General features: G+C 71.2%; 20 protein-coding genes, 1 tRNA gene and 1 pseudogene. 8 read left to right on the forward strand and 14 right to left on the reverse strand.

Annotated elements, in window-relative coordinates; all coding sequences use genetic code 11:
• The 5 genes and pseudogenes from GCL84_RS03935 to GCL84_RS03955 form a co-directional block, all read right to left on the reverse strand.
• Positions 1–500 (reverse strand): annotated as a pseudogene (locus GCL84_RS03935) (hypothetical protein); the annotation flags it as partial.
• A 205-nt stretch (positions 501–705) separates the two neighbouring features.
• Positions 706–1,668, reverse strand: a complete 963-nt coding sequence (locus tag GCL84_RS03940) for a GGDEF domain-containing protein (RefSeq protein WP_407924361.1) — start codon at positions 1,666–1,668, stop codon at positions 706–708.
• 216 nt (positions 1,669–1,884) lie between these two features.
• Positions 1,885–2,271: a hypothetical protein gene (locus GCL84_RS03945; protein WP_235925976.1), complete on the reverse strand. Its 387-nt coding sequence runs from the start codon at positions 2,269–2,271 to the stop codon at positions 1,885–1,887.
• 179 nt (positions 2,272–2,450) lie between these two features.
• The gene (dusB, locus tag GCL84_RS03950) at positions 2,451–3,590 is read right to left on the reverse strand and encodes a tRNA dihydrouridine synthase DusB (RefSeq protein WP_156753959.1); all 1,140 of its coding nucleotides are present in this window, start codon (positions 3,588–3,590) and stop codon (positions 2,451–2,453) included.
• Between the two features lie 23 nt (positions 3,591–3,613).
• Positions 3,614–4,084: a hypothetical protein gene (locus GCL84_RS03955; protein WP_156753960.1), complete on the reverse strand. Its 471-nt coding sequence runs from the start codon at positions 4,082–4,084 to the stop codon at positions 3,614–3,616.
• 141 nt (positions 4,085–4,225) lie between these two features.
• Here GCL84_RS03955 and GCL84_RS03960 point away from each other — a divergent pair, with 141 nt between their 5' ends.
• The gene (locus GCL84_RS03960; RefSeq protein ID WP_156753961.1) at positions 4,226–4,969 is read left to right on the forward strand and encodes a 3'(2'),5'-bisphosphate nucleotidase CysQ; all 744 of its coding nucleotides are present in this window, start codon (positions 4,226–4,228) and stop codon (positions 4,967–4,969) included.
• Here the strand turns inward: GCL84_RS03960 and GCL84_RS03965 are convergent.
• Positions 4,946–5,815, reverse strand: coding sequence for a phosphotransferase family protein (locus GCL84_RS03965; protein WP_156753962.1), 870 nt, complete (start codon positions 5,813–5,815; stop codon positions 4,946–4,948). The genes GCL84_RS03960 and GCL84_RS03965 overlap by 24 nt on opposite strands.
• 64 nt (positions 5,816–5,879) lie before the next feature.
• Between GCL84_RS03965 and GCL84_RS03970 the strand changes: the two genes are divergently transcribed.
• On the forward strand, positions 5,880–6,434 hold the full coding sequence (locus tag GCL84_RS03970; protein ID WP_156753963.1) for a sugar O-acetyltransferase: 555 nt from the start codon (positions 5,880–5,882) through the stop codon (positions 6,432–6,434).
• A 25-nt stretch (positions 6,435–6,459) separates the two neighbouring features.
• Here GCL84_RS03970 and GCL84_RS03975 read toward each other — a convergent pair whose 3' ends face one another.
• A complete protein-coding gene (locus GCL84_RS03975) occupies positions 6,460–7,224 on the reverse strand; it encodes a helix-turn-helix domain-containing protein (RefSeq protein WP_156753964.1) in 765 nt (254 codons plus the stop codon).
• 143 nt (positions 7,225–7,367) lie between these two features.
• Between GCL84_RS03975 and GCL84_RS03980 the strand changes: the two genes are divergently transcribed.
• The 3 genes from GCL84_RS03980 to GCL84_RS30935 all read left to right on the forward strand — a co-directional run bounded on the left by GCL84_RS03980 (position 7,368) and on the right by GCL84_RS30935 (position 8,869).
• Entirely contained in the window at positions 7,368–8,198 is an 831-nt protein-coding gene (locus GCL84_RS03980) for a helix-turn-helix domain-containing protein (RefSeq protein ID WP_197523008.1), read from the forward strand.
• Between the two features lie 2 nt (positions 8,199–8,200).
• Positions 8,201–8,356, forward strand: a complete 156-nt coding sequence (locus tag GCL84_RS03985; protein ID WP_156753966.1) for a DUF397 domain-containing protein — start codon at positions 8,201–8,203, stop codon at positions 8,354–8,356.
• A 138-nt stretch (positions 8,357–8,494) separates the two neighbouring features.
• Entirely contained in the window at positions 8,495–8,869 is a 375-nt protein-coding gene (locus GCL84_RS30935) for a DUF3558 family protein (protein ID WP_407924363.1), read from the forward strand.
• A 180-nt stretch (positions 8,870–9,049) separates the two neighbouring features.
• Here GCL84_RS30935 and GCL84_RS03995 read toward each other — a convergent pair whose 3' ends face one another.
• The 6 genes from GCL84_RS03995 to GCL84_RS30535 form a co-directional block, all read right to left on the reverse strand.
• Positions 9,050–9,871, reverse strand: a complete 822-nt coding sequence (locus tag GCL84_RS03995; protein WP_156753968.1) for a class I SAM-dependent methyltransferase — start codon at positions 9,869–9,871, stop codon at positions 9,050–9,052.
• Positions 9,872–9,911: 40 nt separating this feature from the next.
• Positions 9,912–11,699, reverse strand: coding sequence for a hypothetical protein (locus GCL84_RS04000; protein WP_156753969.1), 1,788 nt, complete (start codon positions 11,697–11,699; stop codon positions 9,912–9,914).
• A 657-nt stretch (positions 11,700–12,356) separates the two neighbouring features.
• Entirely contained in the window at positions 12,357–12,671 is a 315-nt protein-coding gene (locus tag GCL84_RS04005) for a hypothetical protein (protein ID WP_156753970.1), read from the reverse strand.
• Between the two features lie 311 nt (positions 12,672–12,982).
• Positions 12,983–13,489 (reverse strand): transposase family protein, encoded by a 507-nt coding sequence (locus GCL84_RS04010; protein WP_407924362.1) that lies wholly within the window; start codon positions 13,487–13,489, stop codon positions 12,983–12,985.
• Positions 13,490–13,796: 307 nt separating this feature from the next.
• Positions 13,797–13,869, reverse strand: a tRNA-Lys gene (locus tag GCL84_RS04015).
• 41 nt (positions 13,870–13,910) lie between these two features.
• The gene (locus GCL84_RS30535; RefSeq protein ID WP_156753972.1) at positions 13,911–16,817 is read right to left on the reverse strand and encodes a DUF6537 domain-containing protein; all 2,907 of its coding nucleotides are present in this window, start codon (positions 16,815–16,817) and stop codon (positions 13,911–13,913) included.
• A 187-nt stretch (positions 16,818–17,004) separates the two neighbouring features.
• Here GCL84_RS30535 and GCL84_RS04025 point away from each other — a divergent pair, with 187 nt between their 5' ends.
• From GCL84_RS04025 to GCL84_RS04035, 3 genes are read left to right on the forward strand one after another with little or no spacing between them, the layout of a single operon-like run.
• Entirely contained in the window at positions 17,005–17,613 is a 609-nt protein-coding gene (locus tag GCL84_RS04025) for a hypothetical protein (RefSeq protein WP_156753973.1), read from the forward strand.
• A gap of 17 nt (positions 17,614–17,630) precedes the next feature.
• Positions 17,631–19,637 carry a flotillin family protein gene (locus tag GCL84_RS04030; RefSeq protein WP_156753974.1) on the forward strand — a complete coding sequence of 669 codons (2,007 nt, stop codon included), beginning with the start codon at positions 17,631–17,633 and terminating at the stop codon, positions 19,635–19,637.
• Positions 19,634–24,529 carry a DNA repair ATPase gene (locus GCL84_RS04035; RefSeq protein WP_156753975.1) on the forward strand — a complete coding sequence of 1,632 codons (4,896 nt, stop codon included), beginning with the start codon at positions 19,634–19,636 and terminating at the stop codon, positions 24,527–24,529. The genes GCL84_RS04030 and GCL84_RS04035 overlap by 4 nt, the downstream gene beginning before the upstream one ends.
• Here the strand turns inward: GCL84_RS04035 and GCL84_RS04040 are convergent.
• Positions 24,523–24,897: a hypothetical protein gene (locus tag GCL84_RS04040; RefSeq protein WP_156753976.1), complete on the reverse strand. Its 375-nt coding sequence runs from the start codon at positions 24,895–24,897 to the stop codon at positions 24,523–24,525. The two genes, GCL84_RS04035 and GCL84_RS04040, sit on opposite strands and share 7 nt — an antisense overlap.
• Positions 24,898–24,936 lie beyond the last annotated feature (39 nt).

The following is a 24,936-nucleotide window of genomic DNA, read 5'->3' on the forward strand; positions in this document are numbered from 1 at the left end:
CCGGGCGCGGGCGGCGGGTACGCGGCGGCCGGGTGCGGGTGCGGCTCGCGGTCGGCCGGGAAGGGCGCGCCATCGGTCTCGCGGACGCGCCGCGGCGAGTCGGGGATGGCGCGCGCGGGGCCGAGCAGGTCGGCCACGGAGGTGGGCACCTCGTCGGCCACGACCGCGGCCGGGCGCTCGGCCGGGGGCTGGCCCTGGGCCTGGGCGAGGATGTTCGCCGGGATCGTCGTGGTGGTGCGGTTGCGCCGCTGGCCCTCCGCGCGCCGGGGCGCCTCGGCCGCGGGCTCGGGGGCCGGTGGTGGGGCTGGCGGCGGGGTGACGGGCTTGAGGTTGGTGCGTGAGCCGTTGTGCCGCTCCACCAGGTCCGAGACGCTGACACCACCGGACTCCGCCGACCGGCGCCTGCGCCGCGGCGGGTCGGAGGGGTCGGCCGCGCGCCGCCTGCCCCCCGGAGGCTCCCCGGAGTTCGGGGCGCCGTCACGGTCGTGGTCGTCGGGCACCCGTGCTCCTTCCATGGTCGCGAACCGTTGCCGGTTGGTTATCAACACGTTGCACCGCTGCGCTCGGTTGCTTACCCGATCGTGTCACAGTGCGGAGGCGATAGTACGACTCACGCTCGCCCGTGACGACCTCAGTGCGGGGTTGCTTCCGTATTTCGCACAGAGCCCTAGCCCGATTGGGGTATCGCTCGAACGGGCGCGTCCGTTATCGCATGCCCGCGCGCGGGGGCACGACGACCCGGCGGCTCCCAGCGGCTCCGGCCAGGTGAGCCTTGCCGTCGCGCAGATAAGCGACAGCGTTCCGGCCGGACTGCTTGGCTGTGTACAGCAGCGCGTCCGCCTCGCGGAGTTGACGCTCCGGAGCGCCGGGTGTGTCCTCCGCCACGCCGGTGGTCCGCTCGTGGGTGACACCGATGCTCACAGTGACTCTCAAACCCAGGACCACCGAAGTCCACGGGTGGTGCTCCACCCGCGCCCGAGCGGTCTCGGCCAGCGCCACCGCGGTTGCCAGGTCGAAGCCGGGGAGCACCAGGACGAACTCCTCGCCGCCGTAGCGGGCGCAGAACGCGCCCTCGGGCAGGCCCGCGGTCAGCAGCTCCACCACCTGTTGCAGCACCCGGTCGCCGACCAGGTGCCCGAAGGTGTCGTTGACCTGCTTGAACCAGTCCAGGTCCACCAGCGCCACGGCCACCGTGCCCGTGCGGCCCGCGGCGCCCAGCAGGTCGACCAGCCGCCGGTCGAGGTAGCGGCGGTTGAAGCTGGTCGTGAGGCTGTCGCGGATGCTCTGCTCGTGCGCCTCGGCGTGCTCGCGGCGCAGCCGGTCGACCTCGCGGCGCAACTGCTCGGGGATCTGCGGGCCCTCGCCGAACTCGGAGACCAGGTCCAGCGCCGAGCGCAGGTGCTGGTAGGCCTGCCGGAACTGCCCGCGCGAGGCCAGCAGCGAGGCGATCGACTCGTGCAGGCTGACCAGGTTGGCGGTGTCGGCGGGCTGCTCCGACTCGGGGTTCTCCGCGCGGTCGGTGATGACGGGGTGGCGCAGCGGGATCGTCGGTTCGTGGACAGCGCGTGGCTCGGACGCGGGGCGGGGCTGCCCGACCCGGTGCGACGGCCAGGGGCTGTCGTGTCGATCCGGCTCGGAGTTGGCGACGCCACGTCCCAGTGCGGTCACCGCGCTCACCTCCTTTACGTAAGGTGTGTGTCGTCATAGAGGAGGCCGCGCTTGAGCCACCGGGACGCTTGTCCTGGGAATTCCCTCTACCGGTGGACGACTCACTGCTCCGAACCGGTGACGCGGGTGACGGAGGTGGCGCTCCGCACGCGACCCGGCTCACTCCATGGACGCAATGGTGCTCTTTGCCGTGAAGGGCGCGCTTCTCGTGGGGAATTACCTGGTGGGGCAGGGCGTGAAGCCGTAGGCCTTGCCCGCGAGCACGATGACGCGCTGCGAGCCGATCTGCTGGGCGATGGTGGCGCCGTCCCGCCTGATCCGCACTGTCACGGCGACGACGAAGACCTCCCCGCGAGGACGGGACGACGCCCCCTCCGGCCGCCACTCCGGGTCCACGCGCAGCGTGGTGAGCGCGGGGTCGATGCGCAGGGTCAGGTCGCCCAGGTCGCAGGCGCGGTCGGTGAAGTCCGGGTGCTGGGTGCGGCGCAGGAACTCCCGCTGCGCCGCGGTGCCCTCGTCCGCCGTGTCGTTGAGGTCGGTGAAGTACTGCCCCACCAGCCCGCGCGAGCCGCCCCCGTCCACCGGGAAGGGGGTGCCCGGCACCGTCGAGGCGCAGCCCGCCAGCGCCAGCGCGGCGACCGCGAGCCCTAGGGCCAGTTTCAGAAGTGGGTGGCCGCAGGCGCGGTTGTCCGTGTCGGGAGCTGCCGACCTGCCGTCAGGGGCCGCTCCGGCGCGGCTATCGCGAACAGCGGCTTTCGGAACACGGCCTAGTGCGCGCCGCATCAGCCCCCCGAGTGCAGCAGTTCGGCGCCGACCGGCACGGCGTCGTCGTCCGGGTCGTCCAGCCAGCCGTCGGGCAGCGCGACCTTGCCCGGCGAGCCCTGCCGCCCGCGCGGCCCCTCTGCCTCGGCCGGGTAGGGCGCGTCGTGGTCGAGCTGGCCGAGGTGGTCGTCGAGCTCGGCCAGCGAGGAGACCATGGCGAACCCGCGCCGCAGCTCGCCGCCGACCGGGAACCCGCGCAGGTACCAGGCCATGTGCTTGCGCATCTCGCGCGTGCCCTTGGCCTCGCCGATGTGCTCGGTGAGCAGCTCGGCGTGCCTGCGCAGGATGCGGCCGACCTCGCCGAGCGACGGGCCCGCGGGGACCGGCAGTCCGCGCAGCGCGGCGTCCAGCTCGCGGAACAGCCACGGCCTGCCCAGGCAGCCCCGGCCGACCACGACGCCGTCGCAGCCGGTCTCGGCGACCATGCGCTTGGCGTCCTCGGCGCTGAAGATGTCGCCGTTGCCCAGCACGGGGATGGTCGTCACCGCCTCCTTGAGCCGGGCGATGCGCGACCAGTCCGCCGCGCCGGAGTAGCGCTGGGCGGCGGTGCGCGCGTGCAGCGCGACGGCGGCGGCCCCCTCGGCCTCGGCGATGCGGCCCGCGTCGAGGTAGGTGACGTGCTCGTCGTCGATGCCCACGCGGAACTTCACGGTCACCGGGATGCCCGCGGGCTCGGCCTCGCGCACGGCGGCGGCCACGATGTCGCCGAAGAGCCTGCGCTTGAACGGCAGCGCCGCGCCACCGCCCTTGCGGGTGACCTTGGGTACCGGACAGCCGAAGTTCATGTCGACGTGGTCGGCGAGGTCCTCGGCCACCACCATCTTCACCGCGGCGGCCATGTTCACCGGGTCGGTGCTGTAGAGCTGCAGCGACCTGGGGTTCTCCGTCGGCGCGAAGGTGATCATCTCCATGGTCTTGGAGTCGCGCTCGACCAGGGCCCGCGCGGTGATCATCTCGCAGACGTAGAGCGAGGTGGGGCTGCCGAACTCGCGGCAGAGCTGCCGGAACGCGACATCGGTGATGCCCGCCATCGGGGCCAGCACGACCGCGGGGTCCACGGGGTAGGACCCGATCCGCAGGCTGGGAGACACAGCGACCACGTCGTCCAGGCTAACCCCCGCCGTTACCAGCCCAGCCCGTCGGTGCCCGGGTCGGTGAACCCGTCGGGGGCGTCCTCGGTGAGGGTGCCGAGCAGGTCGTCGCTGTCCCAGCCCGCCAGGTCGTCGGCCTCGGCCAGCGACTGGTTCTCGAAGCCGCCGGTGTCCCCCGTGTGCTCGGTGCCCGCGGGCGTCGCGGGCGGGGTGTCGTCGTGCGCGGTGTCGGCGTCGTCGGCCTTGGCGTTCCACGTCCCCGCGCCGGTGGGGTCGCGGTACGCCGATTCGGCTACCCCGTCGTCGTCCAGATCGAGCAGGGCGGTGTCGGCGATCCCGTCGCCGTCGGAGTCCCACATCGCGTCGTCGTAGCGGCCGTCGCCGTCGAAGTCGACCGCGATCGCGTCGGTGGCGCCATCCCCGTCGACGTCGAGGTTCGCCTGGCCGTGGTGGACGTTGGGGTCGCCGTCGCCGGTGCCGAACCGGTACTCGATGTCGGCCATCGCCGCCTCCAGTCCTCGTTCCGCAGCCCCGGTCGCACACGATCGCGCATACCGCGGTCACCCGGTCAGACGCCCTTGGGCCCTCCCGAGTTCCCCTCTCTGTTGCTAGATTCGGTGTTTTCTGCAGCGCAGGGAGGAAGCATGGCCACCGATGCCCGCCTCGCCGCCGAGCTAGCCGTCACAGCGGGTGACCTCTTGCTCGACTTGCGTAACCAGGGAGCCGATGACCTGGGCAAGGCCGGGGACTTCGCGTCCAACGAACTGCTGCTCGCCCGGCTCGCCGCCGAGCGCCCCGACGACATGGTCCTCTCCGAGGAGTCCGTCGACGACCCCGCGCGGGTCGACGCCGAACGGGTGTGGATCATCGACCCGCTCGACGGCACCCGGGAGTACGCCAAGCCCGGCCGCCCGGACTGGGCCGTGCACGTCGCCCTCTGGCAGCGCGGTGCGGGCTTGGTCGCCGCCGCCGTCTCCCAGCCCGCCCTCGGCGAGGTGTACGCGACCGACAACCCCCCGACGCCCCCACCGCGGCCCGCCCGGCTGCGCGTCCTGGTCAGCGCCAGCAGGCCGCCGAGGTTCACCGGACCGGTCGCCGAGGCGCTCGACGCCGACGTGCTGACCATGGGGTCGGCAGGCGCCAAGGCGATGGCCGTGCTGCGCGGCGAGGCCGACGCCTACCTGCACGCGGGCGGCCAGTGGGAGTGGGACTCGGCCGCCCCGGTCGGCGTGGTGACCGCCGCGGGCTTGCACGCCTCCCGGATCGACGGCTCGCCGCTGCGCTACAACCGCCCGCACCCCTACCTGCCCGACCTGGTCATCTGCCGGGTCGAACTGGCCGACAAGCTGCTCACCGCCATCCGCCTATCCGGCGGCCTGGAGGACTGACCGCAGCGTCAGCACCGCCGCGTCCGCGAACTCCGGCGGGGCGCCGCCGGAGGACAGCGCGCGCTGCCAGCACAGCGCCCGCGCCACGACGCCGACCCGCACGGCCAGGTCGGCCTGCCGCTCCAACTCGGCCACCGGGGCCAGGTCGGCGAACCCGGCCAGGTAGGCGCGGCGCAGTGCGGCCTTGTCGTCGGTCTGCTTGTAGGGCACGAGCAGGCTCGCGAACGGGTGTGCGACGGCGCTGTCGCCCCAGTCGTAGAAGCGCGGCCCGGTGACGACGTTGTTGGGGTGCAGGTCGTTGTGGTCCAACGAGTCCGGGACCGGGCTCTCGGCCAGCTCCGCGCACCACCGCTCGAAGGTCGGCGCGAACCGCTCCAGCTCCGGGCTGGTCTCGATGTCGCGCAGCGCCTCGGCGTACCGATCGGGCATGACGGCCGCGCGCATGTCCGGCACCCCCGCCGCCAGCAGTTCGTCCACATGGGGCATGAGCGCCCGCTGCATCCGCGCGTAGTCGGGCAGGACGGCGGCCATCTCGAAGTCCGCCAACGGTTCCGCGTGCGGCAGCAGGAGCAGCCCGCGCGCCGGATCGGCCGCCACGGGCGCCAGCGCGTGTTCCGGCGCGTGCCGCGCGAGCACCTCGTAGAGCCCGGCCTCGAACGCATTGGCCGGCCCCATCGCCTTGAGCCACAACCGCTCCCCGCGCACCTCCACCGTCGCCACCGCCGACCACGACCGCACCCGCGAGACCACCACCGGCCCGGTCCGCCCGTCGACCACCTCGTCGACCCACGCCTGCGCCACAAGCGGCCACTCGGGCGATGACCACGCCGCGATCCCGTGTTCCATGGGCGCAACCCTGGCAGGTTGGACGCGGCCGAGCACGCCGATTTCCTCCGGAGAGGACCCCGAGATGGGCGAACAGAAAGATCGAATGCTGCGCGGTGACTGGTACCTCGACGAGCCCGAACTGGCCGAGGACCGGCGCCGCTGCCAGCGGGCCCTCGACCGGTTCAACGCGACCGGGGCCGACGACGACACCGAGCGCCGCCTGGTCCTGGAGGGTCTGCTCGCCGGAATCGGCCCCGGGGCCAGCGTCCTGCCGCGCTTCCAGTGCAGCTACGGCTCGCTGATCAGCATTGGCGCGCGCAGTTTCGTCAACCACGATGCTCTCTTCATGGATGACGCCCGGATCACCATTGGTGATGACGTGCGGATCGGGCCGCGGGCGCAGTTGCTCACTGCCCTGCACCCGGTGGAGGACCATGAACGGCGTCGCGCGGGCTGGGAGCGGCCTGTTCCGATCGCGATCGGTGACAACGCGTGGCTTGGCGGTGGCGTGATTGTTTGCCCTGGTGTGGCGATTGGGGGGAACACTGTGATCGGGGTGGGCAGTGTGGTGGTTCGGGATGTGCCGGACCACGTGTTCGCTGCGGGCAACCCAGCGCGGGTCATTCGGCGGCTCTGACTGCGGCGTGCGCTCGCTCGTGAGGTCACCCGCTCGGCGTGGCCAGGAGGTCGTCGAGGGCGGCGGTGGTCTCCGCGGCGGGCAGGACGCGCAGGGCGTTGATGAACTCCACGTGGGCCGCGGTCGCCTTCTCGTCCTCCAGCAGGACGTCGGTGTCCTGGTGTTCTATGTGGACGATCGGTGGGAAGTGGTCGACCTCCAGGAGGCGGAAGGCGGGCTCCGGGTTGGTGGCGGCGGGAACGAGGTGGATGGCGTGGGTGCTGTTGTGGCGCAGGTGCAGGAGTTGGGTGCGCATGACGTCGCGGGGGACGGCGGGGTGGTTGAGGCACAAGGGGTGCAGGAGGAAGCGCGCGCTGCGCGGGACGGGACTGGGGCGCCAGCGCGGGAGGCCGATCGCCTCGTCGTAGGCCGGGGTGCGCAGCGGTCGGGGGATGAGGGTCGAGGCGAACCACGTGATGGCCCCCGCGACCGCCTCCGCTTCGTCGATCGGGCTGCGCCGGTCGTCGAGGTGCCCGACCCACCCGGTCACCTCCGCGCTCGCGACCCGTTGGTAGAGAACAGGACGCCGCGTCGCCGCGATCCTCAGCACCGCGCACAGCCCGCCGATCTCCAACGCCGTCGGCACCCGCCGCCCGGTCATCACCCGGTTCAGCATCGCCGGGCTCATCGTCATCGCCGCCGCCAACTCGCGCGTGCTCAACCCCCGCGCCCGCCGCGCCCCGTCGAGTTCCCTGGCGATCAGCAATCCGCGCAGCGTCCTGGCGCGGTAATCGGTGCTCCGGCTGTGCACTGGCCATCCCCTTGTTTCAGTTCCTGAAATCCGCTCTCCATCGGGTGAATCGCGGTTCCGCCGCTGGGAAACCCCGCTCCGACCACTACTCTAGAGTCCTTGCTGAAACCTTGCAGTCGCTTGCAAGTGCGGAAAGGAACAATGTGTCAGGTCAGAGGAAAACACCCCAGGCCCGCGACAGGACCATAGGCGCCCAGCTACGGGCGGTCCGCACCGAGCAGACCTCGCTGAGCCTGGAAGCCGCCGCCACGGCGATCGGCTGGTCGGCGGCGACTTTGAGCCGCACCGAGAATGGCAAGCGGCACATTAGCAGCGAGGACGTGTCGGCCGTCCTGGCGGTCTACGGGGTGCCCGCCTCCCAACGCGACGAACTGATCGAGAGCGCCCGCTCGGGCGCGCAGGCCGGTTGGTGGTCCCGTCCACTGCCCGGCGTCCTGCCGGACGTGGGCACCCTGGCCAGCTACGAGTCCACCGCCACCGCGCTGACGGACTGGTCGATCGGAGTCATCCCCGGCCTGCTGCAAACCGAGCGCTACGCCATCGGCTTCATGCTGGCAGACGGCGCTGAGCAGCAGGATTGCGAGATCCGCTGGATGGCCCGGCTGCGGCGGCAACAGGTCTTGCCCGGCCTCGACTACACCGCCTTCATCCACGAGGGCGCGCTCAAGACGCCATTCGGGGGCGTGGACGCGCTCCAGGAGCAGTTGGCCCACCTGGAAAGCGCGGCAACTCGCGGTCTGCGTGTGCGGATCGTCCGGGAACACCTACCGCACCGCGCCCTGCTGCATTCCTGGATGATGTTGGAGTTCCCGCAAGCGCCCCCGGTGCTTTACGTCGAACTTCACCGCAGCGGCGTTTACCTGCACGACTCCGAGGTCAACATCTACCGTGACGTGCTTGCGGAACTTGATCAACTGGCCTTTTCCAGTGCGGAAAGCCGCAGTATCATCAAGCGACTACGAGAAGGGCTGTGATCATGGAGTGGCGCAAGTCGTCCCGTTCCGGCAACGCAGGCAACTGCGTTGAACTACGACAAGACCTCACGGCCGTGCGTGACAGCAAGCACCCAGCCGCCTCTCTCCTACTCCCCCGGTCGGCTGTCCAGCAGTTGATCATCCGAGCCGGCCGCTGACGAACCCGGAGCACACCGCGGTCCCCCGATCGCGGTGTGCTCCGATAAGGAAGCGATTGAGATCGCGATGAGAAATCAACAGAAAGTCGATTCTGACATCGTGGGCAGGCTGGCGTGAGGAGCGTTGTGCGTCGATCGGTGGCGGTCTTGGCTTGTGCTGGGCTGCTAGCGGGTTGCACGAACTCCACGCCAGGTGTCCCGACACCGGGACTCCCGACCGCGACGCCCCAGGACAGCCAAGTCACTTCGGTCCCTGCTCCCTCGGAGTCTGACGGCGACCTCGCCTCGCTTGATCCGTGCACTCTCCTGTCGTCGCAAGCGCGCACTGACTTCGGGGTGACCGGGTCCGGTGAGCCTGACGAGCAGCCCTCCGCCAAGACGTGCGAGTGGAGAGCCCAACCCGCAGGCTCGACGGAGAGCTTCGCCTTTGCCGTCGGGGTGTTTCCGAAGCTCGGCGTGGACAAGGTCAACTCCACCGGTGAGAAGACGGAGACCACTGTCGGTGGCCGTTGAGCGGTGCGATCGACCCGGGCGGGAGGAACCGTCTACGCGATCTCGATCGAGGTGACGTCGTCATCCCGGGTGGATGTGCAGGCCGTCACCCAGAGCGAGATAGTGACGCCTGAGCAGGCTTGGTCTCGAGTCGAGAGGCTGGCCCAGTTGATCGGGCCCGAGCTTCCCTGATCACCCTGCTCACTCCCCTGCCTGGGCCGCCACCGACCAGCACGCCGCGGTGAAGCGGACCTCATCGCCGTCCACGAACGGGTCGAAGGCGGGCAGGACGGTGTCCAGCAGCCGGGCCCGCAGGACGTCGTCAGCGGTCTGCAACGCCCGCCCGACCGTGCCGAACCGGCCCACGTACCTCGGCAGATCGGCCAGGGGCAGCGTGCACACCACATCGACCGGATGCAGTTCGACGTCGGTCCACCCGGAGCCGCCCAGCACCGCGCGCACGTGGTCGGCGTCGGCCATTCCGAACTGCCCGGGTTCGCCGTCCCGCTTCGCGGGCAGGTCGGGCAGCAGTGGCGCCGCCGCGTGGTCGGCGGTCGTCATGAACGGGTTCTCGGTCAGACTGCGCCAGACCACCAGACGCATCCCCGTGTTCGCTCGCGCGCCCTTGCGCAGGTTCGCGAACGCCGCGACCGGGTCGGCGAAGAACATCACGCCGAACCGGGACACCACCAGGTCGAACCCGTCCGCGTCGAACTGGTGGACCTGGGCGTCGGCCTCGACGAACTCGACGTCGACCCCCGCACGCCGGGCGCGCTCCCGCGCCGCGGCCACCATCGCCGACGAGACGTCCACCCCCACGCACGAGGCGCCCGTCTCCCGGGCGATCGCCACCGCCAGTCCGCCGGTCCCGCACCCGACGTCCAGCACCGACCGCGGTCGTCCGGCCGCGGCCGCCCCTACCAACATCTCCTCGAACGGCTGGAACATGGCCCCCACCAGGTGGTCGAGCTCCACCCACGGCGAAGCCGCCTCGCTGTTCCACAGCAGCCGATAGTCAGTCACAGCACACACCTCCGGTCAGTTCGTCTGGGTGGGCTCACCGTCACACCGGGCTGAGGACGTGCGCCGCCTTGGCCACGACCGGGTCCGGGTGCTCGTCGCGGATCGTGGCGAGCATGCCGGCCCCGTCGGGGTGGGCGACCTCGCGCAGGCCTTGGACCAGGTGCAGTTGGTCCTCCACGGGGTGCTGCGTCAGCTCCTCGACCAGCAGGCCGTGATCGTGCGTCGCGGCCAGGCTCTCCGCCAGCGCCAGCAGCATCTCCCGCGTCTCGGTGGCGTCCTCGGCCAGCTCGCCCAGCCGCACCAGGTATGACGCGGCCATCGCGCCCGCCACCCCGCCCGCCGCGCGCAGCTCCCGGGCCCGGGCCGCGCCGTGGGGGCCGGTGAGCTCCAGCGCGCTCCAGGCCATCAGCCGGGCCGAAGCCGACGCCCCCGCGACGATGGCGGAGGCCGCGTCCCCCGCTGCCTCCTCCTCGCCGCGCGACGCGGCCCAGGCGGTCAGGACCGGGTCCACCACCTCCGCCGGGGAGTCGAGCACCGCGTCGATCACCTGCGACAAGGGCAACCGGGCGACCTCGTCGTGAGTCGGCGCCTGATGACCCTCCGCCCGCAGAACCTCCCGCGTTCCCCAGATCCCCAGCGGTGTGAGCGCCACCAGGGCTGGATCGGGGGCGTCCACCTCGGCCAACTCGGCGATCTTGGCCAGCTCCCGCTGGTCGGTGCTCGTCGTCAGCACCAGTGCGCCCAGCGCCTCCATCGTGCGGAGCACCGTCCACAACTCATCCCGGTCGGTCTCCACGTCGCCGAAGATCAGCTCGTCCAGTCCCGTGAACAGCAGCTCGACCGGAACCGGCGTCGCTCCGGCGATGTAGAGCTGCAACAGCATCTCCGGCAGCACCGACGGCAGGAAGTACCGCAGCACGGACATCGGGTCGACGGCCCGGTCGGGCCTGGGCAGCGAACGCCCGATCTCCGGGAAGGACGTGAACGCCCGCTGCCAGAGCCGAACCGGGTCGCCCAGCAGCCCAGTGGCTGCCTTGACCGGGACCAGCCGCCCCTTGACCACCCGCACCAGCCGCGCCGCCCGCCCCCACGCCACCAGCAACGACGCGTCCACCCCCAAGCGCGCCAACAGGTCCCGTGCATCCCCCTGCCGCAACCCCTTACCCGCCGTCAGCGTTCGCCCCTCGCCCACCCACTCCACCAACGCCCTGAGCCACCCGAGGGCGACCGCCCCCCGAGCCGACTCAGCCACCTCGTCCGCCGAGGGCAGCACCACGACAGGCAAGGGCTCCGGCCCCTCGAACTCCAGCCCCGCTTCCCCGGCCCTGCGCGCCATGATCTCGTCCAACACCGCCCGGTCGAACTCGACCTCCCCCGAGTTCACCGCCGTCAAGAACCGCTGAACAGCTTCCCCATCGCTCAGGTCGACCCCGTGCTCCACCATCCGCGTGGCCCAGAACTTCGCCAGCCCGTAGTTCCGCTCGTCGCCCATCGCCCGGAGGAACGCCTCAGCCTCCCCGTCGATCACCGCGTGCAGTCCCGCCTCGTCGCCCCCGGCCGCCTCAGCCAGGAAATCCACCCAGTGGTGCAACGTCGTCAAAACCTGCGGCCACTCCGACCGCTCCATCGTCACCTCGTGCGGGAACCACTCGAGCAGCACCTCCCGAACCCCGGCCGCATCCCACCGGAACGCGCCACCGCCCACAGCCTCATGCCACCCCAGCACGGCATCAACGACGAACAGGTTCACCTCGACCCCGCGCCCGGCGGCCCAGTCCTCGACGTCGGTCAGCAGATCAGCACCCGGCAGGCGGTTTCGTCCAGACACCCCTCCACTATCCCCACCCCGTTTGTCGATCGCAGATGGGGGTGCGGATGGTGGAGGGTGGGCAAGTACCCGCCCCGCATCGTTGATCACGCCGTAGAACGTGTCCGCCCCAGCCAGGCATCTCGTTTGCGAGAGCCTGACCAGGGCAGGTGGTGGATCTAACGTCACAGCATAAGAACCGGTCTGTGGTGGCCGTTGGGCCAGAGGTGGAGGTCAAAGGGGTACAGACCCGGACCTCTGCCGACATGCCGCTGGATGAAGCACCCGAGCAGTGATCAGCAGCCACCGGCACTGCCTCAGCCCTGGACGTATTCAGACAGTGAGGTGATCTCACCCACTGGTGTTATAGGCGTTGAAGGCGTAATGGTATCGAGGGACGCTCGGCTATTCATCCGACGAACTGCACGATCTAGAGAAATCCTGACCAGAGGGCTCCGTGATCACGTATCGCGCCACACTCGACGTGCCCCGCGAACTCGCCCAATACCTGGGTCGGTTGCTGCACGCCGAACGCCGCGACCGCGGCCCTCGGAAGGACCCCAGAGCGCTGACCTGCTCCGGACAGGCCGTGCTGGGCCTGCGCGGGTTCCGGCAGAACACCGACCTAGCCTGCGACCGCCGACGGGCAACGAGAACCCGCCGACGGCCGCGATCGGACTAGTACGACGCTGCGACCGCGACCGGTGCGGCGAACTCGTGGCAGACCGCGTACGACCACTGGCCCGCGTACACCCAGCCGCCGAAGGCCACGTACTCATGCCCGTTGTTTTCCAAGCACACCAGGTACACGCGCTGCACCCCGTCGATGCCCGAACACCTCGATTCCCCGCGCCCGCCGTTCACGCCATATTCCGCCCACGCCGTACAATTCCACGTCGGACCGGTCGTCGTCGCAGCAGCGACTCCGGGAACCCCCGTCGCCAAAGCGACAGCGGCACCCATGACAACGGCCAATTTTTGCACGCGCTTCATCTCGAACTCCCCAGGTTGTGATCGCACAGCCCCCGAAAGCTAGCACCGAACGAAGCAGGGTTACCAGTAGTTACCACCAATGGACCAGCGGTAGTTGAAGTACTTGCCGTTGGTTTGCCGGTAGCAGGAGCCAGCGTAGGTTGAGCCGCCTTAGTGGACGAGGTGGTGCGGGTGGAGTTGCAGGAGCTCAAGCTGCTGAACGGCCCCGCGAGGTAGTCGGCGGCGGACGCGGTGCTCGCGTGGACAGGAGCGCGACCACCGCCATGGCGGTGGTCGCGACTGCAATGGAAATGCGACGCATTGAGGTGATCTCAGCGACTATGCGTGATTTTGCCGTGTTCGAAATGGGCGAGGACGAGTGCGGCTTTGATGATGTTGCCGATTTTGCTGGGGCTGGCGGTGATGTGGTGGAGGGTTCGCCAGCGTCCGGTGAGGATGGCGAATCCGCGTTCGCCCAGGGCGCGCAGACCGCGGAGCAAGGCGTTGTGGATGCGGGTGTCGATGTCGAGGACTTGGCTGCCTGCTGGTTGTCTGACGGGGGTGTGCGCACCGATGCTGGCGCCGGTGTAGCCGCTGTCTGCGAGGGTGGGAAGTCCTTGTGCGGCGGCTGCGTAGAGCACGCCGAGGACTTCGATGTCTTCGTCGAGGTAGCGGTAGGCGGTGGCGCGGGAGATGCCGTGATCTCGGCCCAGCGCGGTGACATCAGCTCGTTGGCGGAACCAGCGCAGGCCCAGCACGGCTTGCCGGCAGCAGGTCAAGGCCCTGCTGTCCTTGCGGGTTCCGCGTCGGCGGCGCTCGTCGTGGAGCAGGCGGCCCACGTGTTGGGCGAGTTCCCGAGGGACGTCGAGTGTGGCAAAATATGTGATCACGGGGAGCCTCTTGGTCAGGATTTGATCTTCGCAAATCCAGTCCTACCAGAGGTTCCCCGGCTTACCCTTCCCCGGCCCGCCAGCTCACGCGCGGGCGCTGACCGGCGATGAGTGTACATGGGGCGAGGGATCGTGAGCCGTGCGTCTGCCGATGCGTTGGACGCGGTCACGGGCAAAGTGGTGGGTAAGCGGTGGGTTTGATCTTCGACGAAACGACACGGCCCCGCTGATCAGCAGGTCAGCGGGGCCGTGCGAGTGGGCCGCCTGGGGCTCGAACCCAGAACCTACGGATTAAAAGTCCGCAGCTCTACCAATTGAGCTAACGGCCCAGACCCACGGCCTCGAGTGTAGCGGGGATGGCGTGTGGGTTTCAGCCGACCGGCAGCGAAGGGGGGTCCAGTTCGGCGACCAGTTGGGCCTGTCGGGTCCGGTAGCAGGCGATGGCTTCGTGCTTGAGGGGGCCGTAGTCGCAGATGTCGTTCGGTAGGGCTGCCAGGGGCAGGGCGCGGGAGGCTGGGAGGGTCGCCAGGCGGGGGACCAGGGCGGTGTACTCGCGCAGGACTTGGCGTTCCAGGCGGCGGAGGCGGGTGTGGGCGAAGGGGTCGAGGGGGGTTTGGCGGAGGAAGCGGAGGGTGCGGAGGAGGGTGAACAGGGGGCGGGCGGTGTGGCGGAGGGTCAGGGGGCCCAGGCCCAGGGCGCGGAGGGTGGGTGGGTGTAGGCGGTAGGTGGTTCCGCGGGGGTGGTCCGCTGTCAGGTGGAGGCGGGCCAGTTCGTACTCGTCCTTGTGGGCCATCAGTTTGTGCAGGGCGACGGCCACCGCTGAGGCGACCTCGGTGTCGGTGGCGGCGACCTCGGCCACCAGGGTCAGGTAGCGCTGGGCGTAGCGGCGGCTCTGGAAGGCGGCCAGGTCCTGGTAGAGCGGGTCGACCACTGCGCGGAGGGTGGTGGGGAAGGACGCTGTGGCGGGGGATTGCTCTGGGGCGTCGACCCCGGCCGGTGGGGGCCAGGTGGGGTCGAGGGCCTTGCGGCGGCCTGCTCGGAAGGCCAGGAGGGTGGTGTCCACCGCCACGCCGTTGTGGGTGATGGCTGACTCGATGGCCTCCGCCGATTGGGGGAGGAGGCCTTCTTGGTAGGCGGCTCCGAGGACCAGGAAGGGGGTGGCGGCGGGGTCGTCCAGGATGCGGGTGGCCAGGGCTGGGGCGTCGAAGGTCAGGCAACTGGCCACGCGGGAGGTGATCAGGGTCGCCGCGGGGTCGGGGGTGGAGATCACGGCTGAGGTGCGGGTCGAGCAGCGGGACAACGCCGGCTCGGTGGCGGCGGTGGGGGTGTCCAGGACGAGGTAGGCGTCGGCGAGGCCCGCGGGGACCTGGCCGGTGCGGCCGGTGGCCACTCGCTGGTGGGAGACGGCGGTCTGGTCCAGGGCGCGGACCGGCAGGCCGTCGAGGACGGCGGCGGTGGTCAGGACGTGGTTGGCGGTGACGACGCCGGTGCCGACCATGACGATGTTGGCGCGGGCGGGGCGGACGGGCTCCGGGAGGGGGCCGATCTCGACCTGCTCGACGGCGCGCGTGGTTGGCGGGGCCTGGACGGACGACGGGCAGGAGTGCGGGGAGGTGGACCCGGTCGCGCAGTCGCAGGCGCGGTGCTGGTCGAGGATCAGCACCGTCACGCCGGGCACGGCGCGCAGCTCGCGCTGGACGGCGTTCAGGTCGACCCGGCCGCGGACTCGCACGCCCGGCGCCCAGGCGACCCCGCGCGGGTACCGCCCGGGGTCGTCGGTGACCACGACGGTGCGGGCGACGCCCTCGGCGTGCAGCAGGCGGGTGGTGGCGGCCGGGTCGACGGCGTTGCCCGCGGGGGTGTGCGCGAACGTGAAGGTCACCGTGGTCCTGGCGGCGACGGCCTGGCGGACGGCGAGCTGGCCGGAGCGGGAGAACGCGCCGTCGCCCATGTTCTGGAACAGGTGCGGGGTGTCGGTGAACGGGGCCGCGCCGACCCAGGGCGCGCCCTCGCCGCCGAGCTGCGTGAAGCCGGAGTCGGTGAACGGGGACGGTGCGGGGCGGGGGGACGGCAGCTCCACCCGCGGCTGCCGGGCGGGCGGCGAGTACGACGCGCCCACCCGGTCGGCCAGCAGCGGGCCGAGGCACTCGCGCAGCCGGTCGGCGTCGAGCACCCCGTCGACCGGGACCAGCGGGCCCGCCGGACCCTGCTTGCCCCACACCCGCGGGCGCTCGGCCAGGTTGTAGAGGACCTCCTTGACCTGCGCCTCCACGAACGGCCGCTTGGCCTCGACGACGACCACCTCGGCCAGGCCGGAGGCGAACGCGGCCAGGCCGACCCGGTCCAGCGGGTGCACCATGCCCAGCTTGAGCAGCCGCACCCCGCGCCGGTCCAGCTCCGGCCCGGTCAGCCCCAGCCCGTCGAGCGCCTCGCGCAGGCACGTGTAGTCGTGCCCGGCGGCGATGATCCCCAACCGGGTCCCGCTGCCGATGACCTCATCGACCCCGTTGGCCGCCGCGAACGCCTCCGCCGCCGCCAGCCTGCCCGCCAGCACCTCCCGCTCCATGGCCCGCGCCAGCGGGGCGTCGACCCCGGGGTGCCGCGTCGGCGCCCAGGGGCCGCCCTCCCAGCCGAACTCCGGGACGGCGACCCGCACCGGGGCGCCCAGCTCGACCCGCTCGCAGGCGTCGGCCACGTCGGTGACCACGGTGAAGCCCGTCCACGAGCCGGTGAACCGGGACATCTCAATGCCGATCCGGCCCAGCCGCAGCACGTCGGCGACATCGGCGGGGGCGAGCACCGGCAGGTAGGACTCGGCCAGCGCCATCGCCGAGGCCGAGGGCAGCGACGAGGACCTGCTCGCCGGGTCGTCGCCCACCACGGCCAGCACGCCGCCGCGCTCGGCGGTGCCCATCCACGTCCCGTGCTTGACCGCGTCCGAGGACCGGTCGAGGCCGGGGGCCCGGCCGTACCAGAGGCCGAACACCCCCTCGTGGCGCGCGCCGGGGAGCTGCGGGGCCAGTTGCGAGCCGTAGACGACGGTGGCGCCCAGCTCCTCGTTGACGCCGGGCACGAACTCGATCCCGTGCTTGGCGAACAGCGCCGCCTCGTGCTGCAGCAGCAGGTCCAGCCCGCCCAGCGGCGCGCCCCGGTACCCCGACACCAGGCCCGCGGTGCGCCAGCCCCGCGCGGCGTCGGCCGCGCGCTGGTCCAGCAGCAGCCTGCCCAGGGCGGCGACACCGGTCAGCGCCGTCGGCCCGGTCTGGTCCAGCCGCATCGGTCTCCCTCCTCGCCGGGATCGGGTGCCTGATCTCCGAACCTGGCGGGCCGGCGGGCGGATGTCGCGCGGCACGCCCGTCACGGACGGGTGATGACTGCGGGTGGCCGGGTTTGACCAAAACGCGAACAGGGGCTTTCGCGGCCTTGTATGTTTCGCCTCACCAGGTGGAGAGCGAGGGATCGGCATGCGGGAGTTCGTCGTCGCCGCGCTGAGTTTCCCGACCGCCCTGTTCACCTTCATGCTCGCGATCGTGGTCGTCTACTGGCTCCTCGTCGCGTTCGGCGTGTCCGATGTGGATGCCCTCGACGGCGCGGGCGAGCAGACGCTCTCCGGCGCGGGGCTCGGCGGGGTCCCGATCAGCGTGGCGCTGAGCCTGCTGATCGTCTTCTCCTGGTTCGGCTGCCTGGTCGGGACGGTGCTGCTGTCCGGCAGCGGCCTACCCGCGGTGGCCTCCGCCGCGCTGTCCTTCGGGGTCCTGATCGCGGCGGTGCTGCTGGCGGCGCTGCTCACCCGCGTCCTCGTCGTGCCGCTGCGCGGGTTCTTCCACGACGAGCGGGTCCCCACCCGAAACGACTTCGTCGGCCGGGTGTGCGTCGTGCGCACCGGCCGGGTCGACCAGCACTTCGGCCAGGCCGAGGTGGCCGCCGAGGACGGGTCGACCGCGATCGTGCAGGTCCGGCAGGCGGGGGCGGACCCGCTTGGCCCCGGCAGCACGGCCGTCATCCACGACTACGACGCCGACGGCGAGTTCTTCTGGATCGTCCCGGTCGACCTCGACTTCCTCAAGTCCTGAATGCACAGGGAGCCACCATGGACGTGATCTCGACCGGCCTCGGCGTGCTGCTGGCCGTGGTCCTGCTGATCCTGGTCATCATCGCCTTCACCATCGCCCGGATGTTCCGCAAGGTGGAGCAGGGCAAGGCGCTGATCATCTCCAAGGTGAAGAAGGTCGACGTCACCTTCACCGGCGCCGTGGTGCTCCCGGTGCTGCACAAGGCGGAGACGATGGACATCTCGGTCAAGACGATCGAGATCCACCGCGCCGGGCGCGAGGGCCTGATCTGCCAGGACAACATCCGCGCCGACATCCGGATCACGTTCTTCGTGCGGGTCAACAAGACCATCGAGGACGTCATCAAGGTCGCCCAGGCCATCGGCACCGACCGGGCCAGCGACGAGCAGACGCTGCAGGTGCTGTTCAACGCCAAGTTCTCCGAGGCGCTCAAGACCGTCGGCAAGCACCTGGACTTCGTCGACCTCTACACCAAGCGCCACGAGTTCCGCGACCGGATCATCAACGTCATCGGCACCGACCTCAACGGCTACAGCCTCGAGGACGCCGCGATCGACTACCTGGAGCAGACCCCGCTGGCGCAGCTCGACGCGGCCAACATCCTCGACGCGCAGGGCATCCGCAAGATCACCGAGCTGACGGCGATCGAGCACGTGCGGACCAACGAGTTCCAGCGCACCGAGGAGAAGGAGATCACCCGCCAGAACGTCGACGCCAAGGAGGCGATCCTCGAGCTGGAGCGGCGCCAGGCCGACGCGGAGATCAAGCAGCAGCGCGAGATCGACACGCTGCGGGCCCGCGAGGAGGCCGAGACGCAGAAGGTGCAGGCCGAGGAGCGGCTCAAGGCCAACGCCGCGCACCTGCGCACCGAGGAGTCCCTCGGCATCCAGACCGAGAACCAGCAGCGTGAGATCGCCGTCGCGGCGAAGAACCGCGAGCGGGTCATCGCGATCGAGACCGAGCGCATCGAGAAGGACCGCCAGCTCGAGGTCATCTCCCGCGAGCGCGAGACCGAGCTGTCCCGGATCTCCAAGGACAAGGAGGTCGAGGGGGAGAAGCGCGCCGTCGCCGAGGTCGTGCGCGAGCGCGTCGCGGTGGACAAGACCGTCGCCGAGCAGGAAGAGGCGATCAAGAAGCTGCGGGCGGTCGAGGAGGCCGAGCGCAAGCGCCAGTCGGTGATCATCGCCGCCGAGGCCGAGGCGCAGGAGAACCTGGTCAAGGACATCAAGGCCGCCGAGGCGGCCGAGGTCGCGGCCAAGCACCGGGCGCGCGAGGAGCTGACCCTGGCCGAGGCCCGCCAGCAGGCCGCCGAGCTCGACACCCGGGCCAAGATCCGGCTGGCCGAGGGCGCCCAGGCCGAGGCCGCCGCCCAGGGCCTGGCCGACGTGCAGGTGCGCGAGCGCGACGCCGCCGCCATCGAGAAGGTCGGCCGCGCGGAGGCCGTCGTGGCCCGGGAGAAGGCCGTGGTCGAGGCCGACTCGATCAAGCTCAAGCTCAAGGGCGAGGCCGAGGGCCTGTCGGACAAGGCGGGCGCGATGGCGGAGATGGACGCCGCCACCCGCGACCACGAGGAGTACCGCCTGCGGGTCGAGACGGAGAAGGAGATCCGGATCGCCGGGATCAACGCCCAGCGCGAGGTCGCCGAGCAGCAGGCCATGGTGCTCGCGACCGGGCTGGAGAAGGCCGACATCGACATCGTCGGCGGCGACACGATGTTCTTCGACCGGGTGGTCGGCGCGGTCGGCTTCGGCAAGAGCGTCGACGGGTTCTTCGACCACTCCGACATCGCCCAGACCCTGGCCCGGCCCTACCTCAACGGCGACGCCAGCTTCACCGACGACCTGCGCGGCATCCTCGGCTCGTTCAGCACCGACGACGTGAAGAACCTGACCGTGTCCGCGGTGCTGCTGCGCATGATCGACTCGAACGGCCCGGACGCCGGGAAGCTCAAGGAGCTGCTCACCCACGCCCGCAGGCTGGGGGTCGCAGACCAGTCCGTCGCCGCGTTGACGGCCGTCAAGTGACGAGCACTGCCGAGGCGACCGCGGCGCCAGGTCTGGACGCGGGCACCTACGAGGTCCTGCGCGCCCGGCTGGGCGAGCAGGCCGCGGAGCTGGCCCGGCGCGCGGAGTCGCTGAACACCGAGCGGTTGTCGGTGTTCGGCGGCGCCGACCTGCGGCTGATCGGCAACGAGCGGATCAGGACCGAGAACAACTGCGTGCCGAGGGACATCATCTCCGTCGGCGGGCTGATGTTGTTCGGCTACAACGTCTTCATCGGGCTCAAGCCGGAGACCTCGGTCGACGACGTGCTCTCCCTGCACCGGTTCACCCGCGACGGCGACGCGTTCCGGTTCGACGCCGGGTCGGCCCAGGACGTGCCCGGCCTGCTGTGCGACGAGCGCTTCCGGCGCGACTTCACCGAGCTGTACCGGTACTACCGGGAGACGCGGCTGCTGCAACTGCGCCACGTCGAGGGCAAGCTGCTGGCGGTCTTCCAGACCGGGCCGCGCACCGAGGACACCAAGGTGCTGCGGTGGAAGGTGGCCGTCGACGGGACCGTCGAGTACCAGGACAGCCGGGGCGAGCGCGACCACGTCTTCCCGGCGTCGCACGACTTCGAGTGGGTCGAGACCACCCGCGACGACCACGTGCTCGGCCGCTTCCCGCACATCTCGATCCTGGACCAGGTCTTCGTCGAGACGGTGAACGGCGACCTCACCGTCAAGGTCGAGAACAACACCGAGACCGGCCAGGGCGTCTACTCCGAGCCGGTCGCCGAGAAGCTCCAGAGCCTCGCCGACGCCGCCGTGCACTACGCCGCGGTCGGCTCGCTCATCCTGATCCGGGTCCGCCCGTACAACGAGACCGAGTGGCGGCACCTGGTCTTCGACACCCGCACCCGCGGTGTGGTGCGTCTCGACGGGATCGGGCAGGCGTGCAGGCGCCTGCCCGAGGACCAGGGGATCATCTTCCCCGGCGGCTACTACCTGGCCACCGGCGTGCACAAGACCTTCGACACCGACGTCGCGAGCCTGGAGTACGAGCGCGTCATCCGCTCCCCCAACGGCGAGGACGTCCTCTACGCGTTCCACGCGCGCGAGGAGGGCCGCACGCTCCTGCTGCCCTACAACGTGATCCGCAAGAAGGTCGCGACCCCGATCGTCTGCCACGGGTACTCCCTGTTCGCCGACGGCACCCTCGTGGTGTTCCGCGCGACCAGCGACGAGCCGACCCGCGTGCACCCGATGCAGGTGTGGCAGACCCCGTACCTGTCCGACACCTACGCCGCGGCCCAGCCCGTCGGCGACGGCCCGCTGGACCGGGTGGGCAACGCCGACCTGGTGCGCGGCATCTCCGACTGCCTGTCCGTGGCCCAGATGGTCGGCGAGATGAGCCCGTCGACGGCCGTGTTCGAGGCGCTGATCGCCACCTGCGGGCGCGCCTTCGACAACTACCACTGGCTCGGCGACCCGGGCCTGCACGACCTGCGCACGCCGCTGGCCGAGGTCCGCGCGACCGCCGAGCAGGTGCTCGACGAGTACGAGTCGGTGCAGGCGCTGACCACCCAGGCAGCCGACGTGCTGGCCGCCGAGACCGAGGCCGTCGCCGGGCTGGTGCGCGTCGCGCGCGGCGAGGCACCCAAGGGGGCGGACGGGTGGGTGCGGCTGCTGGCCGACCTGCGCCGCGCCCAGGGCCGGGTCGTCGGGCTGCGCGACACCCGCTACATCGACCTCGACGGGGTCGACGCGCTGGCCGCCCGGCTGACCGACGAGCTGGGCTCGGCCGGGCAGCGGGCCGTCTCCTACCTCTCCGGGCCGGAGGCGTTCACCGGCTACCACGCCCAGGTCGAGGCGCTGGCCGCCGAGGCGGACGGCATCCGGGCGGTCGTCGAGGCCGGGCCGATCGGGGAGAAGCTGACCGAGCAGGCCGAGGGCCTGGAGACGCTGACCGAGGTCGTCGGCACGCTCGACATCGCCGACGCCACCGCCCGCACCGGCATCCTCGAACGCGTCGGCGAGGTCCTCGCCCGCCTCAACCGGGCCCGCGCCGGGATGGCCGCGCGCCGCAAGGAGCTGCTGGCCACCGAGGGCCGGGCCGCGTTCGCCGCCGAGTTCGCGCTGCTGGGCCAGTCGGTCACCGGCGCGCTGACCGCCGCCGACACCCCCGACCGCTGCGACGAGCAGCTTGGTCGGCTCATGCTGGCCTGCGAGACGCTGGAGTCGCGGTTCGCCGACTTCGACGACTTCCTCGCCCAGCTCACCGACAAGCGCACCGACATCTACGAGGCGTTCTCCTCGCGCAAGCAGGCGCTGCTCGACGAGCGGGCCCGCCGCGCCGACCGGCTCGTCGAGTCCGCCGAGCGGGTGCTGCGCGGCGTGCGCCGCCGGGTGGCGTCGCTGGGGTCGCTGGAAGAGGTCAACACCTACTTCGCCGCCGACCCGATGGTGGCCAAGCTGCGCTCGGTGGCCGACGACCTGCGCTCACTCGGCGACCAGGTGCGGGCCGAGGAAGTCGAGGGCCGGGTCAAGGCGGCGCGGCAGGAGGCCGGGCGGGCGCTGCGCGACCGGCTCGACCTGTTCACCGACGGCGGCGACACGCTGAGCTTCGGGCGGCACTCGTTCGCCGTCAACACCCAGCCGCTGGACCTGACCGTCGTGCCGCACGGCGGCGGCATGGCGTTCGCGGTGACCGGCACCGACTACCGCTGCCCGGTGTCCTCGCCGGAGTTCCTGGCGACGGCCGAGTTCTGGTCGCAGACCGTCGTCTCGGAGACCGCCGAGGTCTACCGGGCCGAGCACCTGGCCGCCACCGTGCTGGCCGCGGTCGACCACGGCGAGCTGCACGCCGACCTGGCCGGGCACGTCAAGCGCGTCGCCGAGGAGCGCTACGACGAGGCCTACGAGCGCGGTGTGCACGACCACGACGCGGCGCTGATCCTCACCGCCCTGCTGCGCCTGCGCACGGGCGCCGGGCTGCTGCGCTTCCCGCCCGCCGAGCGCGCCGCCGCGCAGCTCTACCGGGTGTTCGGGGCCGACAAGGACACGTGGGCGCACTGGACCGTGCGCGCGTCGTCGCTGGTGCGGGCGCGGGCCGCGTTCGGCGAGGTGCCCGCCCTGGTGCGGATGTGCGCGGTGCTCGGCGCGGAGATCGGGGACTTCCTCGCTGCCCGGGGGCTGCCCGCGGTCGACGCGGAGCTGGCCGGGCGGTACCTGGTCGAGGAGCTGGCCTCCGGGCCGGAGTTCGTCGTCGGCGCCACCGCTGTGTCCGTTGTGGACAAGTTCCGGTCGTCGCTCGGGCAGGAGTCCGCGCGGCGCTTCGCCGAGGACCTGGCCGCGCTGGGGGACGGCGAGCTGGGGGCGCGGTTCGAGCTGGTGTCGGCCTGGTACGAGGCGTTCGCGGCGGCCTCGGGCGCGTCGTCAGAGGATCTGGCCGAGGCGGTGGCCATGGAGCTGGTCGGCGACGCGGTCGTGCGGCAGGTGTCGTCGGCCGCGCTGACCGCGACCGTCGAGGGCCTGCTCGGCGCCCACCCCCGGGTGGTCGACCGCAAGCTGGACCTGCGGCTGGACGAGTTCCTGGCCCGCACCGACGCGTTCCGCGCCCACCGGGCCCCCGCCTTCCGCGCGTACCTGCGCACCCGCAACGAGCTGGTCGCGGCGGAGAAGCGGCGGCTGCGGCTGGACGAGTTCGCGCCGAAGGTGATGACCGCGTTCGTCCGCAACCGCCTGCTCGACGAGGTCTACCTGCCGCTGATCGGGGACAACCTGGCCAAGCAGCTCGGCGCGGCCGGGGACGCCAAGCGCACCGACCAGATGGGCCTGCTGCTGCTCATCTCCCCGCCCGGCTACGGCAAGACCACGCTCATGGAGTACGTCGCCAACCGGCTCGGCCTGGTGTTCGTCAAGGTCAACGGCCCCGCCCTGGGCCACGCCGTGACCTCCATCGACCCGGCCGACGCCCCCGACGCGACCGCCCGGCAGGAGATCGAAAAGATCAACTTCGCGTTGGAGCTGGGCAACAACGCGATGCTCTACCTCGACGACATCCAGCACACCAACCCGGAGCTGCTGCAGAAGTTCATCTCCCTCTGCGACGCCCAGCGCCGCATGGAGGGCGTGTGGGAGGGCCGGACCCGCACCTACGACCTGCGCGGCAAGCGCTTCGCCGTCGTGATGTCCGGCAACCCCTACACCTCCACCGGCCAGCGCTTTCGCGTCCCGGACATGCTGGCCAACCGCGCCGACGTGTGGAACCTCGGCGACGTCCTGTCCGGCCGGGAGGAGCTGTTCGCCCTGAGCTACGTGGAGAACGCCCTCACCTCGAACCCCGTGCTGGCCCCGCTGTCCACACGCGACCGCGGCGACGTCGAGCTGTTCGTCCGGCTGGCCCGCGGCGACGACTCGGTGCGCTCGGACCAGCTCTCGCACCCGTACTCCACGGTGGAGGTCGAGCGCATCGTGTCCGTGCTGCAGAAGCTGCTCCGGGTGCAGGAGGTGATCCTGGCCAACAACAAGGCCTACATCGCCTCCGCCGCCCAGTCCGACGCCGCCCGCACCGAGCCCCCGTTCGGCCTGCAGGGCTCCTACCGCAACATGAACAAGCTGGCCGAGCGCATCGTCCCGGTGATGAACGCCGAGGAACTCGAAGCGCTCATCGACGACCACTACCGCGGCGAGGCCCAAACCCTCACCAGCGGCGCCGAGGCCAACCTGCTCAAGCTCGCCGAGCTGCGCGGCCGCCTCACCCCCGAGTCGGCCGCCCGCTGGACCGAGGTCAAACAGGCCTACCAGCGCTCCCAAGCCCTCGGCGGCGCCGAGGACGACCCCATGGTCCGCGCCGTCGGAGCGGTGGGCCTCCTGGCCGACCGCGTCGCCTCCGTCGAGGCCGCCATCACCCGAGCCGCCGAACGTCAGTAGATCGTCAACACCACGGCCACGACCCCGAGCACCACCGCCGCCACGGCCGCGACCCGATCGCCGCCCACCACCGGCAACCACGTGCTCAGGAACGACGCCAGGTGCACCAGCACCGTGATCACCGCACCCCCGGTGGCGAACCGCGCCCCCCGCGGCTCCCGGCGCAGCAACAGCACCGCGCCCACCACCAGCAGCAGATCAGCGACCGCGTAGGCGACCAGCACGACCACGGCCTCCGGCACCACCTGCCCACAGACGCCCGCGCTCCCGTCGCAGACGCCGAGAACCCGCACCAGCCGGTACACCGGCCCCGCGCTGAGCACCACCAACACGAAGGCGATCACTACCGCCGCGATGCGCTGGACCATGTCCCCATGGTGGCGGCCCGGTATACGCCCCGCCATCCC

The sequence above is a fragment of the Actinokineospora pegani genome (assembly GCF_009745975.1).
Lineage (GTDB): Bacteria > Actinomycetota > Actinomycetes > Mycobacteriales > Pseudonocardiaceae > Actinokineospora > Actinokineospora pegani.

Excerpts from the sequence above, each read along its gene's own strand:
- GCL84_RS03955 (WP_156753960.1), bottom strand. The coding sequence starts at position 4,084 with ATGGCCGACATCGAGTACCGGTTCGGCACCGGCGACGGCGACCCCAAC.
- GCL84_RS03960 (WP_156753961.1), top strand. The coding sequence starts at position 4,226 with ATGGCCACCGATGCCCGCCTCGCCGCCGAGCTAGCCGTCACAGCGGGT.
- GCL84_RS03965 (WP_156753962.1), bottom strand. The coding sequence starts at position 5,815 with ATGGAACACGGGATCGCGGCGTGGTCATCGCCCGAGTGGCCGCTTGTG.
- GCL84_RS03970 (WP_156753963.1), top strand. The coding sequence starts at position 5,880 with ATGGGCGAACAGAAAGATCGAATGCTGCGCGGTGACTGGTACCTCGAC.
- GCL84_RS03985 (WP_156753966.1), top strand. The coding sequence starts at position 8,201 with ATGGAGTGGCGCAAGTCGTCCCGTTCCGGCAACGCAGGCAACTGCGTT.
- GCL84_RS04005 (WP_156753970.1), bottom strand. The coding sequence starts at position 12,671 with ATGAAGCGCGTGCAAAAATTGGCCGTTGTCATGGGTGCCGCTGTCGCT.
- GCL84_RS30535 (WP_156753972.1), bottom strand. The coding sequence starts at position 16,817 with ATGCGGCTGGACCAGACCGGGCCGACGGCGCTGACCGGTGTCGCCGCC.
- GCL84_RS04025 (WP_156753973.1), top strand. The coding sequence starts at position 17,005 with ATGCGGGAGTTCGTCGTCGCCGCGCTGAGTTTCCCGACCGCCCTGTTC.
- GCL84_RS04030 (WP_156753974.1), top strand. The coding sequence starts at position 17,631 with ATGGACGTGATCTCGACCGGCCTCGGCGTGCTGCTGGCCGTGGTCCTG.
- GCL84_RS04040 (WP_156753976.1), bottom strand. The coding sequence starts at position 24,897 with ATGGTCCAGCGCATCGCGGCGGTAGTGATCGCCTTCGTGTTGGTGGTG.